We start from the raw sequence: 12,799 nt of genomic DNA, 5'->3' as shown, positions 1-12,799 counted from the left end.
CGCGCACCGGTCCGCGGTTGATATCGGAAACGACACAGGAGAACGCCATGACTCTTTCAGCGTCCGCGATCACCGAACCCGTCGCCGACCGGTTGGCCCACGAAGCCATCGTGTGGTTGACGACCGTCGGTCGCAACGACACGCCGGTTCCCACCCCGGTGTGGTTCAGCTGGTCGGGCACCGAATTCCTGATCTTCAGTCAACCGGGCACCGCCAAGCTCGCGAACATCGGCAGGAATCCGCAGGTCGCGCTGAACTTCAACAGCAGCCCCACGGGTGGTGACGTGTCGGTGTTCACCGGGAAGGCCCGCGTCGACGCGGACGGTCCCTCGCCGGAGGAGTGGGAAACCTACGTCGAGAAGTACCGCGAGGACATGGCCGGTCTGGACTACACGCCCGAGAAGTTCCGGCAGGACTACTCGACGCTCGTCCGCGTCACCCCGGACCGGTTGCGCGGCTGGTAACCCAGAGTTCTGGGCAGAACGACGGCACCGACGTCCCCGATGCGCCACCATCTGATGCGGAGCAATTCGCTCCCCACCGATACGGAGGAACTCGCATCATGGACTGGACACTCGAAGTGGTCGTTCTGCCCGTCAGTGACATCGATCGTTCCGTCGCGTTCTACCGCGACAAGCTCGGCTTCCATCTCGACCACGACACCACCAACGAGCACATGCACGTCGTTCAGCTGACCCCCACCGGTTCGGGCTGCTCGATCGTGATCGGCGACCTCCCGTCGCAGACGGAGATGGCACCCGGGTCGATGAGGGGACTGCAGTTGGTGGTCGCCGACGCCGCCGCGGCCCGCCAGGAGTTGCTCGATCGGGGTGTCGAGGTCAGCGAGATCACCGTGTTCGACGAGCGTGACGGGGGAACTTTCTTCGGATTCGCCGATCCCGACGGCAATACGTGGGCGGTCCAGCAGATCAAGGCGCGGGCGGAGAAGCCCCTGATTCCGGTCGAGGCCCGCGGCCGGTTCGGGGAGAACGGCTGAGGGTTCGCACGCTCACGTCAGGGGACAGGCGTTGCGGGTGTCGTCGACGAGTTGTTCGGCCAGGGTGAGGGCGGCGGTCAGTTCGTCGTGCGTCGTTCCGAGTCGGCCGAGGACGGCGTGAGCGCGAGCGGTGAAATCGGTGGGTGCGTTCGGCAGGGCACCGGCGGCAGCCACGGCGCCCTTCTCGTTGATCACCCAGCGCCGGGCGTGCGCGTGTAGGGCGTGGGCGCACAGGCACACCGCACGGAACAGGCATCCCGCCACATACGTCGCATCGGCACGCGGGATCGCCTTGCGGGCCAGCACGGTGACGAAGTCCGCCTCCCACAGTCGCCGCACCAGGGCTTCGCGCAGCGGGTCCGGGTAGTGCTGCATGCCGGCGTGAAGAGCAGCGATGCGTCCGGACGGATCGGCGAGGATCACCGCCGACGCGAGTTCGCCCGCGTACGCGAAGTCCGCGAACCCGAACGGGTGACCGGTCTGGGCGTGAAACCCGTACACACCCTGCTGGGTGTCCTGCCACACCGCGGTCACCCGGTCGAGGTCGCGATACAGCCAGTCGACCGCCCGGCCGTCGATCGACAGCCACGCACCGCCGTCGACCCACGGTCCCCACTCACCCGTCCGGGTCGCCGATGCCGAGGCGCCCGCCCACTCCCGCGCGAGGTCGTTCAGCCCGCCGGTGTCGAGCGCCCCGCGGTAGTAGACGCCCAGGTCGTAGTCGGATTCCGCCGTGTGCGTCCCTCGGGCGCGGCTGCCGCCGAGGGTGACGCCGACGACGCCATCGACGCGGCACAAGCGTTCGGCCAGGGGGCGCAACACCAGGTCGTCGAATTCCACACCCCACATCGTCCACCGCCGGCCCGGCGCAGCGGATAAATTCGGTTCATGCTCATCTTGGGAACGACCGTGATCGGAGCACGCGACATCGGGCGTGCAACCAGGTTCTGGACCGAGGCACTCGGATTGACGGCGCTCCCGCCCGTCGGCGACAACGACTTCACCAACCTGACGCTGCCCGACGGCCGACCACTGCTGGCGATCCAGCAGAGCGAACACGACGCGGAGCCCGAGCCTCGGCTGCACCTCGACCTGCACGCCCGCGACAGCGAGGACCAGGCCGCGGAAATCGAACGACTCGTCGGTCTCGGCGCGCAGCGGGTGCCGTGGGACCGGTACCCCGAGGACTCGGACTTCGTGGTGCTGGAGGACACCGAGGGCAATCGGTTCTGCGTCATCGACAACTCTCGCGCACCCGAACAGTGCCGACTCGAGATGTCCTGAGTCTTGCGCTACGCGGCACCCGCGTAGTGGGCGGGGCGGGGCAGCATCGGCCGGCAGACGGCGCGCGGGATGCCGCACACTTCGAAGAAGTCGATGACGATGGATCGGACCTGCGCGGAGACGACCGCTGCGGAGAACCCCGCCGAGACCTCCTGCTGCGGCAGTGAGCGGGCGAATCGTTCGAGTTCGTCGCTGATCTGGATTTCGTTGGGTTTCTTCGCGGGAGTCGCGAGAATCATCAGCCGCATCCGGTCGGCGTGGTGCGCCAGATCGGAGACGGCGTCCGCCAATTGCGGGTCGACTCGCTCGCCGTCGTACGTGGCGATCAGGGCGCGCCGCACCAGGACCCGGGTGTTGCGTGCGGCGTTGTCGATCGGGTCGGCAATCGATGCCAGCCGGCCGATGCGGCGACGTCCCCGCCAGTGAATCGGCGAGATCCGGGCCACCTCGGATCCGGAGCGGAGTTCGACGCGCATGCTGTCGATGGTCGACTGCGTCGAACGGGCAAGTGCGAGAGCATCCTCCAGAGCGGAGACGTCACCCGCGGCCAGGCCCTTCGACGTTTGACGGAGGGCCGCGGCCACGCTGTCCAGCACAGCGGCGGCGCACCGGCGTGTCCGTCGCACCGGGTCGGTGGGCAACACGGACAGCGCCACCAGGCTGAGCGCACCCCCGATCAGTGCGTCCACGACACGGTCGAACGGGTGGGCGCTCGTAGCGGATGCCATGGCTGCGACCAACGCCGCCGACGAACCCGCCTGCAGGACGATCACCGAACCACCGTCGAGGAGCACCGCGAAAGACATCGCCACCGCCACCACGAGGCAGATCTGCCACGGCCCGTTGCCGATGTACCGCACGACGACGTCCGAGACGATCGTTCCGATGGTGACGCCCGCGATCAACTCGCCGGCCCGGCGGCTGCGGGCGCCCCGCGCGACGCTCAGGCACACGACCGCCGCCAGCGGGGCCAGCAGCGGCTGTTCGTGACCGGCCACCTCGACCGACACCCACCACGCCGCCCCCGCGGTGACCGCCGTCTGCGCGATCGGCACCAGGTACCCCGCGAAGCGGAGCAACGCGGCGCGCACTGACGGCAGTGCGGTGGAACCGACCTTCCTGAGAAGGGCGAGTATCGAGATGAGCTGGAGCACAGTGGTACAGCTTTCTGGACGGTCACACGTGGGCAGGAGCACATTCTGTAGAGCCCGCCGCGGCCGACGATCGCCGGTGGACAAGCCTTCGCAAGCTTGTCCTGGATTTCTTACGCCCGTGTAAAAGTCGCCGCTTTCATAGCGCAGATCACGTTATCCACGTGGTTTCGGGCGATGCGGGTCACAACGCTGCCGTCGCTTGTCGCCGGGCACGCTGCGCCACGGGGTCCGGGATCGGGAGAGCGGCCACGAGTCGTCGCGTGTAGTCGTGTCGAGGGTGGGTCAGCACGCTGGTAGCGGGGCCGGTCTCGACCAGTTGCCCGGCCCGGAGCACGGCGACCGTGGTGGATACCCGCTCGACCACGGCGAGGTCGTGGCTGATGAACACCGCCGCGAAGCCGAGCTCACGCTGGAGAGTGGCGAACAGTTCGAGCACGTCGGCCTGCACGGAGACGTCCAGGGCGCTGGTCGGTTCGTCGGCGATCAGCAGGGTGGGCTCCAGCACGAGGGCCCGGGCCAACGCGACCCGTTGGCGCTGCCCGCCGGACAACTCGGACGGCAGCCGCGTGGCGAACGACGCCGGCAGCCGGACCGCATCCAGCAGGTCGACAACCTTCTTGCGTCGCTCGGCGCGGGTGCCGACCCGGTGGATGTCGAGGGGCTCGGCGATGCTCTCCTCGAGCGTGAAGCGGGGATCGAGCGAGGCGGCGGGATCCTGCGGTACGAACGCCAGCCGACGACGCAGTTCCCGCAGCGCGGATCCGCGGGTGGCGGCGACATCTCGGCCGTCGACGCGGATCGCCCCGGTCGCCGGAGTAATCAATCCGGCGATCGCGCGACCCAAAGTGGTCTTTCCCGAACCGGATTCGCCGACCACGCCGAGCACCTCACCCGCGGCCAGCTTCAATGACACGTTATCGAGCGCGCGGAACGCCGCCTGACCGCGCCGACCCGGGTAGACGACCGACACGGTGTCGACGTCCAGGACCGGGGTGCCTGCTTCCTCGACCCCGGCGACCGGTTCTGAATACTCGCTCGGCTGCGGAAGGCGGAGGACCGAATCGAGCAGATGCCGGGTGTACTCGTGCTCAGCTCGAGCGAAAATCTCGGTGACCTCACCGCGTTCGACCACCTCGCCGAGCTGGAGCACCACCACGCTGTCAGCGATATCGGCGACGACACCCAGGTTGTGGGTGATCAGCAGGATGCCGGCATTCGTTCGGTCTCGCAGCCGACGGAGCAGGGAGAGGATCTCGGCCTGCACCGTGACGTCGAGCGCGGTAGTGGGTTCGTCGGCCAGGAGCAGGACGGGGTCGTTGGCCAGGGCCAGGGCGATGACCACACGCTGCTTCTGGCCGCCGGAGAGTTGGTGCGGGTAGTAGTCGATGCGTTTGTCCGGTTCGGGGATCTCGACCAGGGCCAGCAGTTCGATGGCGCGTTCACGCAACCGATTTCGGCCTGAATGACCGTGGGCACGTAGGGCCTCACCGATCAGCCAGCCGACGGTGCGCACAGGATTGAGCGCCGTCTGCGGCTCCTGGAAGACCATCGCGACCCGTCCGCCGCGGATGGCCTCGAGTTCGCGTTCGGATGCGCCGAGCACCTCGACGCCGTCGACCTTCACGGAACCGGTCGCGATTGCGGTGTGCGGGAGCAGTCCCATCGCGGCGCGGGCGGTGATCGACTTGCCGGATCCGGATTCGCCGACGAGCGCGACGATCTCGCCCCGGTTCACGCGGAGACCGATGCTCCGGACGGCGGGGCGCGGATGGCTGAACGCCACCTGCAAGTCCGTCACGTCGAGGGCGGGAGTGGAGGATGCTGCGGTCACGAAGGTGGTCCTTTCTACAGGCGCCGCGCGTGCGCGAATGCCTGGGAGATCAGCAGAAAGCCGAGTGTCAGCAGGGAGACGACCACCAGGGGACCGACCGCGAACAGCGGGTTGGTCTCGAGATAGCGGTTGCCGTCGCTGAGGATGGAGCCGAGCGACGGAGTCGGTGGCACCACACCGATGCCGAGGAAGCTCATCGCACCCTCGATGAACACGGCGACCGACATCGACAGCGCCAGTTGCACTCCGAGTGGTTCGATCGAGTTCGGCAGAACGTGCTTGCGCAGAACCCAGCCGGTGCTCGCACCCGAGACCACGGCGGCCTCGACGTAGGGAAGTTCGCGCACCCTCAATACAGACGTACGTATGAGCCGACCGAACACGGGTATCTCGGCGAGGACGATCACCAGCACGATCGCGCGGACCCCGGGCCCGAGCACGGCGGTCAGGGCGATCGCCAGGACGAGCGCCGGGAACGCGAGGATCACGTCGAATACGCGCTGCGCGACGACATCGGTGTAGCCCCGGATGACGGCCACCAGACCGATGAGTGATCCGAGTATCGCGCCGACGGGCACAGCGACGAACACGATCACCAGGTCGGCGCGAATCCCGAACAACACCCGGGACAACACGTCGCGGTTCACATCGTCGGTGCCCAGCCAGTGTGTGGAACTGGGGCCGAGGAGGAATGACGCGTCCAACTGCTCGTCCGGCGCGAAGGGAGCCAGCACCGGGGCGAGCGCCCCGAGGAGCACCACGATCCCGACGAGTACCGCGCCGGCCAGACCTCGGCCATGCGTCAGACTGCGCCACAACGGTTCCGTGCTGCGACGTGGATCCCGATCCGCCGGGGTTTCCGGGACCAGGCCAGGCCGCAGGTCCGCGGGGCCGCCGGGAAGCGACGATTCCGGTGTCGTCACATTACGATCGACCAGCTCACTCATGCCTGTCCTCCCAATCGGATACGGGGATCCAGCCAGGCGTGGGCGACGTCGGTGAGCAGCTGCAACACCACGAACACCGCGACGGAGAGGACCAGCAACACCTGCACGAGCGGATAGTCACGGCTGTTGATCGCCTCCTCGGTGAGAAGCCCCAGGCCGGGCCAGACGAAGATCGATTCCACGAGCACGGCCCCGCCGAGCAACCCGCCCACGGTCAGTCCGAGAACGGTCAACACCGACGGCAGCGCATTCGGCAGCGCGTGCGCCAGGACGATGCGCCGACGGCTGACACCGAGCGACTGTGCCGTCACGACGTACGGTTGCCGCAGCTCGGTGTGCAACGCCTCCACCAGGAATCGGGTCAGGGCGGCCCCCGCCGGTATCGCCAGGGTGATCGCCGGAAGAACCAGATACTGCGCGGCGATGTCGGGCCGGGTCAGGAACCCGTCCGGTGGGGTCCCACCCGACGGCAGGATCGGCCAGAGGATCCCGAACACGAGCACCAGCAGCGTCCCGGTGATGAAGATGGGCAGCGCCGCCGCGATCGAGTTGTTCACCGTCACAACGGCGTCGAGCAGCCGATTGCGGAAGATCACCGAAGCGGTGCTGACGACGAGCGCGTACACCACCGCGATCAGCAGCGCGGACGCCGCCAGCACCACCGTGTTCTGGGCACCGTAGGCGATCAGGTCACCGATCGACCCGCCGACGATGTAGGACTTGCCGAGGTCGAAGCGGAACAGGGAACCGAGCCAGGACAGGTACTGCGCGACCAACGGCCGGTCCAGACCGAGATCAGCACGCACGGCCGCCAACTGTTCCGGGGAGGCGTCCGCACCGGCGAGTGTCTCCTCCGGGCTGCCGGGAACCAGGCGGAGGATCGCGAAGATGAGGAGTGAGGCGAGGAAGAGTACGAGGACGGCCGACGGGAGCCGCCTGGCCAGATAGGTCACCATGATGTCGAGTCCTGTGTCGGTGGGTGTGCGGGCGGTCGTCGGATCAGGTGCGCAGCAGGTACGTGGAATCGAAGCGCGGATCGTTGGTGCGGGACCAGTCGAATCCGCCGAGGTCGGTGGACACCACGACCTCGGTCTGCACCACCCCGATCTCCACCAGGAACAGCGACTCCAGCAGGTCCGCGTTCAGCGCGCGGTAGGCGTCGATCGCCGCGGGTGACGTGGGGTCCTGCTGCTGCCAGGCCGCCACCGCATGCGCCTGGTACTCCGGGTCGAGGAAGTTGGAGGCGTTCTTCACCGCGTTGAACGGGAAGGCCGCCACGGCCAGGGTGGACGGGGTCATCTGCGCGAACCCGTGCTGGGTGACCCACAAACCCGGGAACTGGCCGGCCACCAGCAGACTGGTCATCTGGGCTGCGTCGGTGGGGATCAGGTCGACGTCGATGCCCACGTCGCGAAGGTTCGCCTGGATGATCTCCGCGATGATCCGGGAGGTGCGGTCGGCGGGGTAGTTCAGCGGGATGGTCGGGACGTCACCGATCTCGGCGACGAGTGCGCGCGCCCGTTCCTCGTCCCGGCCGTAGGTGTTAGCGGTCTGTTCGTCGTAGGCGGGCGAGGTCCGCGGCCACGGCAGGCTGGACGCGTAACCCTTGCCGCGGTAGACGTCGGTGAGGATGCGGTCCCGGTCGATCGCGTACGCGATCGCCTGCCGGACCCGCAGGTCGTTCAGTGGCGGTGCGGAGACGTTGATCCCGATGTACTGGTCGGACTCGGCGCCCTCCAGTACGTGGGAGCGGAACCCGCCCCGGGAGACGGCGAGTTCGGCGTCGAGGGAGGGCAGATCGTAGGCGGCGTCGATCTGGCCGGTCCGCAATTTGGTCACCAGCGCCTGATCGTCGGAGACGACGGCGAACGTCACGCCGTCCAGGTGGGGCGGAGCACCCCAGTAGTCGGGGTTGCGGGCCAGCGACAGCGAGACCTTCGGCTGCCAGGAGAAGAACGTGAACGGTCCGGTGCCGTTGAACACCCGCCCCTCCTTCAGTCCGTCGACCGTGTCGCCGTCGAGGATGGGCGCGACCGCCAGGAGATCGAAGATATTCCCGGTCGGCTGCGACAGGGTGAGCACGATGCGGTGCGGGTCGCTGGTGTCGAACGCGGTGATCGCCGCCGCGGTCCGCCGGAACTGCGCGTTCCAACTGGGATCCGTGTAGGTCCGCAACGTGAATTCGACGTCCCTCGAGGTGAATTCCTTGCCGTTGTGGAAGCGGACGTCGTCACGCAGCGCCAACTCCAGACGACGTCCGTCGTCCGACAGCTGCCACGAGGTGGCCAGCCGGGGTTCGGGCTCGAGACTGCCGTGCGGGTACTGGACCAGAGTGTCGAAGACGTTGGCCGAGACCCCGCCGTTGGTGGGGTTGTTGCCCAGCGACAGGAACGTCGCGGGGATGAGGTCGGCACCGACACCGATCCGCGCCGTCCCGCCCGTGGGCACGTCCTCTCCCTGCTGGAGCACCGATTCCGTACCCGACCGCTGCAGGCCGACCGCCGAGGTGCACCCGGTGACCAGCATCACGAGGGCAGCGACAACCGCCGACACGACAAGGCCCCGTCGCGGGTGCGTGGTCGACGTGCGGAAACGAGAAGACATGGCTGTGTCCTAAGGGTCACCCGAAGGGAAGTGGAAAGGGCAGGAGAGACGCGGAACCCGTGAACACCCCGGATCGAGTTGTCCGGATGACGAGAGGCGTGAGGGGACGTTCAGCTACGGCAGCGACACCGCATGGAGGCGCGGTCGCAGCTGGTCGGGGTACCCATGGGATCGAAGCTAGCACCGGCTCGGAGGCCCGACCAAGTTCGATCAGTGGTTGAAATCTGCATGATTCTAACTACTCGGCGGGCTCCTGGGCGACCGTAGTATTTCCCGAATTGCACGGGGAAATATTTCTCCGATTCTATGGGGAAACACGCCTCGGATAGTGAAAGGGATTGTGATTGTGACGGATTCGGCAACCAGCGGAGACGGGCAGGGATCCGGGGGACAGCAGCTCCCTCCGGGCGCGCGAGGGTACGACGGATTCGGCGGACATATCGGGCGGACGAGTGCGGAGTCGACGCCGTGGTGGGCGCCGGAGACGAAAGCCCCCGCCGGCGCGCCGAACATCGTGGTCATCCTCATCGACGACATGGGCTACTCGGACATCGGACCGTTCGGCTCCGAGATCGACACCCCCAACCTGAACCGGCTCGCCGACAGCGGCTACCGGCTGTCGAACTATCACACCACCTCGGTCTGCTCACCGGCTCGCGCGGCGCTGCTCACCGGCCTGAACCCGCACCGCGCCGGCTACGGCAGCGTGGCCAACTTCGATCCCGGCTTCCCCGGACTGCGCATGGAACTCGCCGACGACGCGCTCAGCCTCGCCGAGATTCTGCGCGCGAACGGGTATGCCACGCACGCGGTCGGCAAGTGGCATCTCGCGCGCGACACCAACCTCGCGCCGGGCCGCACCCGTGACTCCTGGCCCCTGCAGCGTGGATTCGACAGCTACTACGGCTCGCTCGAGGGGTTGAACTCGTTCTACTACCCGAACGAGCTGGTCTCCGACAACTCCGTGGTCGACGTCGAGGAGTATCCGTCGGACTACTACGTCACCGACGACATCACCGACAAGGCCATCTCGCGCATCAAGAGCCTGCGCGCCCACGACGCCGACAAGCCGTTCTTCCTGTACTTCTCGCACATCGCGATGCACGGACCGCACCAGGCCAAGCCCGAAGACCTGGCCAAGTACCGCGGCCGCTACACCGAGGGCTGGGACGCAGTGCGACGCAGCCGCTTCGACGCGCAGCTCGAGGCAGGGTTCTTCCCGCCCGGCACCCAGATGGCCGAACGCAACACCGAACCCGGCTACGACGCGCCGCCGTGGGACGAGCTCACCGAAGAGGAGCAGCTGCGGTTCGCCCGGTACCAGGAGGTCTACGCCGCGATGGTCGACAGCATCGACCAGAGCGTGGGGCGGGTGCTCGACACCCTCGACGAACTCGGCGAGACCGACAACACCATCATCGTGTTCACGTCCGACAACGGTGGCACCGCCGAGGGCGGCGCGGCGGGAACGCGTTCGTACTTCAGCCAATTCGTGCACGGACCGGTCCCGTCGGACTGGGTGCGCGACGTTCCGCACGACGAGGAACTGATCGGCTCGGAGAAGATCGGCGTCCACTACCCGCGCGGCTGGGGGCAGGCGTCGAATACCCCGTTCCGGTTCTACAAGGGCCAGACGTTCGCCGGTGGTGTCCGGGTGCCGTTCCTGCTGTCCTGGCCGGCCGGTCTCGGGCGTGCCGACGGCGACACCGGACTGCGCAAGCAGTACTCGTACGTCACCGACATCACGCCGACGCTCCTGGATCTCGCTGGACTCGAAACTCCGAGCCACCGGAACGGGCTTCCCGCCCAGGAGCGTGACGGTGTCAGTATCGCCGACGTTCTGCGTGACGCCGCGCAGCCCACCCCGCACACGGAGCAGTACGCCGAGTTCGGTGGTCACCGCGGGTTCTACCGGGACGGCTGGAAACTGCTGTCGCTGCACACGGATCCGACCCGGGTCGACGATCCACAATGGCAACTGTTCGACGTCGAATCCGACCCCGCCGAAACCACGGACGTCGCGCATCTCTTCCCCGAGAAGGTCCGCGAACTCGCCGAGGCGTGGGATCGGGCGGCGTGGCACAACACCGTGTTCCCGATCCTCAACGACCGCAAGGCCGTGCAGCGGCGACCCGACGAGCGTCGCCTCGCGGAGCCGGTGAAGATCCTCGCGGGCACGCCGACGCTGGAACGCTATCGGTCCAGTGTGCTGATCCAGTACCGCGACTTCACCATCGACGTCGCCACCCACCCGATCGCCGCGGGCGACGAAGGTGTCCTCGTCGCGCACGGTGACCCGCACGGCGGATACGTGCTCTACGTCGAGGACGGCCGGATCGTGCTCGCGGTCAACAGCTACGGCCGCGTCGCGCACACCTCCGCGCCCCTCGGTGCGGATGTGGTGGGCGTGCAGGTGCGGGCGGACGCCACCGAATCCGTCCGGTGGAACTTCACCGTCACCCTCACCGACTCGGCCGGGGTCACCACCGATGTGGCCACCCTCGATGACCAGTTCCAGCTGGTCGGCATGGCGCCGTGGACCGGGATCTCGGTGGGCGTCGACGCCCGCGGACCCGTCGTGTGGGATCTGCGTGAACGCCGCGGAACGTTCCGATTCACCGGCAGGCTGCGGTCGGTCACTTACACCCCCGGGCCCGTGCGGGTGCCCGAACCGGTCATCCAGGAGGTCGAGGAGCTGGCCGAGGCCATGGCCGACTGATCGAAGAGGTCGGGCGCGCGAGAACGCGCCCGACCTCCGCTGGGTTACCGGTCAGCTGTCGCCGTCGGAATCCTTCTTGCCGTCGGAATTTCTGCGCCAGTGGGTGAAGCGCTCCTTGATGTCCGCCGCGACGTCGCCGACGCCGTTGCCGACGGCGTCCACGGTGGTGCCCAGTCCGCTGCCGATCTCACGGAGCATGCGGATCAGCGGGTCGTTCGAGGTGTCGAAATTCTGTTTGTACGATTTCGCGGCCTTGCGGAATTCCTCGCTGATCTTGGCGTCGTCGTCCTCGCCGCGGCGCGGGTACTCCCCGCGGAGTATCGCCGCGTAGGCGCCGCTGTCCACCCACTTCTTCAGCTCGGCGGCGCGCAGCACCGAGAACGGATGGGTGAGCAGTTCGATGTTGAGGAGTTTGAGCACGCCGTCGCGCAGGTCGCCGCTGGCGTCGTACTCCGCGGCCTGGGCCAGGAAGGCGTCGGTGTCGATTTCGCTCACCCGAGAGCCGCCTGCCAGCTTCAACTGAACGCGGAGGGCGGTGTGGACGTCCTGCCCGCACAGCAAACCGGCACGGTCGCCGGACAGTTCCGATTTGCGCTGCCACTCCATGAGGGCGGCGATGATCGCGCGCAGCGCCCACCCGCCGATCGGGATCCAGCCGATGGTCCCGGCCAGGCGCATCAGATGCATGAGGATCGTGCGATACACCGCGTGCCCCGAGAGCGCGTGCCCGAGCTCGTGGCCGATGATGAACCGCTGCTCCTCGTAATTCATCACGTCCAGCAGTCCGGTGGTGACCACGATGAACGGACGGTCCATGCCGATGGTGAAGGCGTTCACGACCGGGGTCTGTAGCACGAACAGCTCGGGCGTCTCGTCGGCGCCGAGAATCCGCACGCAGTCGCTGCGGAGGTCGTGGAGATCGCTGAACTGCCGTTCGTCGACGCGCACGGACGTGGCCAGGTACATCAGCCGGTGCTGGCGCTCCTGCAACAGACCCGAGATGGTTCGGAAGACTGTGTCGAACCCCTTCAAGGTGCGCAGGGTGACGAGCGCCGCGCGATCCGCCGGGTGCTCCCACGCACGCGAGCTGATGTCCGGGAACGCCGTGCGAACGCGGTCTGGTGTGGTGGTCAAGCTTTCCCCCTGGGTCGGTGTGCGCGGTGCAGAGCCCTCCCGGTCAGGGTAGCGCCGGAGGGTAGCGGCGGCGGTCGTGCTGGGCAGTTTGCCAACCGCCGACCACGGCGGCTGCTCCGAACATGCGCA

Annotated in this window: 11 protein-coding genes; 4 read left to right on the top strand and 7 right to left on the bottom strand. The window is 67.6% G+C overall.

What is annotated here, in order from left to right; genetic code table 11:
• Positions 1-47: 47 nt before the first annotated feature.
• Both QM841_RS19300 and QM841_RS19295 read left to right on the top strand, forming a co-directional pair.
• On the top strand, positions 48-464 hold the full coding sequence (locus QM841_RS19300) for a TIGR03667 family PPOX class F420-dependent oxidoreductase (protein ID WP_283333157.1): 417 nt from the start codon (positions 48-50) through the stop codon (positions 462-464).
• Between the two features lie 98 nt (positions 465-562).
• Positions 563-997, top strand: a complete 435-nt coding sequence (locus QM841_RS19295; protein ID WP_283333156.1) for a VOC family protein — start codon at positions 563-565, stop codon at positions 995-997.
• A gap of 12 nt (positions 998-1,009) precedes the next feature.
• Here the strand turns inward: QM841_RS19295 and QM841_RS19290 are convergent, their stop codons facing one another.
• On the bottom strand, positions 1,010-1,846 hold the full coding sequence (locus tag QM841_RS19290) for a nucleotidyltransferase domain-containing protein (protein ID WP_283333155.1): 837 nt from the start codon (positions 1,844-1,846) through the stop codon (positions 1,010-1,012).
• Between the two features lie 39 nt (positions 1,847-1,885).
• On the opposite strand from QM841_RS19290, the gene QM841_RS19285 reads away from it, so the two are divergent.
• Positions 1,886-2,281 carry a VOC family protein gene (locus QM841_RS19285; RefSeq protein ID WP_283333154.1) on the top strand — a complete coding sequence of 132 codons (396 nt, stop codon included), beginning with the start codon at positions 1,886-1,888 and terminating at the stop codon, positions 2,279-2,281.
• 8 nt (positions 2,282-2,289) lie between these two features.
• Here the strand turns inward: QM841_RS19285 and QM841_RS19280 are convergent, their stop codons facing one another.
• The 5 genes from QM841_RS19280 to QM841_RS19260 form a co-directional block, all read right to left on the bottom strand.
• Positions 2,290-3,435: an FUSC family protein gene (locus tag QM841_RS19280; RefSeq protein ID WP_283333153.1), complete on the bottom strand. Its 1,146-nt coding sequence runs from the start codon at positions 3,433-3,435 to the stop codon at positions 2,290-2,292.
• A 181-nt stretch (positions 3,436-3,616) separates the two neighbouring features.
• On the bottom strand, positions 3,617-5,266 hold the full coding sequence (locus tag QM841_RS19275) for a dipeptide ABC transporter ATP-binding protein (protein ID WP_283333152.1): 1,650 nt from the start codon (positions 5,264-5,266) through the stop codon (positions 3,617-3,619).
• A gap of 14 nt (positions 5,267-5,280) precedes the next feature.
• Positions 5,281-6,213, bottom strand: a complete 933-nt coding sequence (locus QM841_RS19270) for an ABC transporter permease (RefSeq protein ID WP_283333151.1) — start codon at positions 6,211-6,213, stop codon at positions 5,281-5,283.
• On the bottom strand, positions 6,210-7,169 hold the full coding sequence (locus tag QM841_RS19265) for an ABC transporter permease (RefSeq protein ID WP_283333150.1): 960 nt from the start codon (positions 7,167-7,169) through the stop codon (positions 6,210-6,212). Before QM841_RS19265 ends, QM841_RS19270 begins: the two co-directional genes overlap by 4 nt.
• Before the next feature lie 43 nt (positions 7,170-7,212).
• Positions 7,213-8,817 (bottom strand): ABC transporter substrate-binding protein, encoded by a 1,605-nt coding sequence (locus QM841_RS19260; RefSeq protein ID WP_283333149.1) that lies wholly within the window; start codon positions 8,815-8,817, stop codon positions 7,213-7,215.
• A 346-nt stretch (positions 8,818-9,163) separates the two neighbouring features.
• On the opposite strand from QM841_RS19260, the gene QM841_RS19255 reads away from it, so the two are divergent.
• Positions 9,164-11,536, top strand: a complete 2,373-nt coding sequence (locus tag QM841_RS19255; RefSeq protein WP_283333148.1) for an arylsulfatase — start codon at positions 9,164-9,166, stop codon at positions 11,534-11,536.
• 51 nt (positions 11,537-11,587) lie between these two features.
• On the opposite strand, the gene QM841_RS19250 is transcribed toward QM841_RS19255, so the two are convergent.
• Positions 11,588-12,670, bottom strand: a complete 1,083-nt coding sequence (locus tag QM841_RS19250) for a M48 family metallopeptidase (protein ID WP_283333147.1) — start codon at positions 12,668-12,670, stop codon at positions 11,588-11,590.
• Positions 12,671-12,799 lie beyond the last annotated feature (129 nt).

Origin of the sequence: Rhodococcus sp. IEGM 1307, from assembly GCF_030056915.1 — a bacterium.
Taxonomy (GTDB): Bacteria; Actinomycetota; Actinomycetes; order Mycobacteriales; family Mycobacteriaceae; genus Rhodococcus_F; species Rhodococcus_F opacus_D.
Note: the sequence above shows the minus strand (reverse complement) of the source record. Positions and strands in the feature narration are given on the sequence as shown.

Excerpts from the sequence above, each read along its gene's own strand:
- QM841_RS19300 (WP_283333157.1), top strand. The coding sequence starts at position 48 with ATGACTCTTTCAGCGTCCGCGATCACCGAACCCGTCGCCGACCGGTTG.
- QM841_RS19295 (WP_283333156.1), top strand. The coding sequence starts at position 563 with ATGGACTGGACACTCGAAGTGGTCGTTCTGCCCGTCAGTGACATCGAT.
- QM841_RS19290 (WP_283333155.1), bottom strand. The coding sequence starts at position 1,846 with ATGTGGGGTGTGGAATTCGACGACCTGGTGTTGCGCCCCCTGGCCGAA.
- QM841_RS19285 (WP_283333154.1), top strand. The coding sequence starts at position 1,886 with ATGCTCATCTTGGGAACGACCGTGATCGGAGCACGCGACATCGGGCGT.
- QM841_RS19270 (WP_283333151.1), bottom strand. The coding sequence starts at position 6,213 with ATGAGTGAGCTGGTCGATCGTAATGTGACGACACCGGAATCGTCGCTT.
- QM841_RS19265 (WP_283333150.1), bottom strand. The coding sequence starts at position 7,169 with ATGGTGACCTATCTGGCCAGGCGGCTCCCGTCGGCCGTCCTCGTACTC.
- QM841_RS19260 (WP_283333149.1), bottom strand. The coding sequence starts at position 8,817 with ATGTCTTCTCGTTTCCGCACGTCGACCACGCACCCGCGACGGGGCCTT.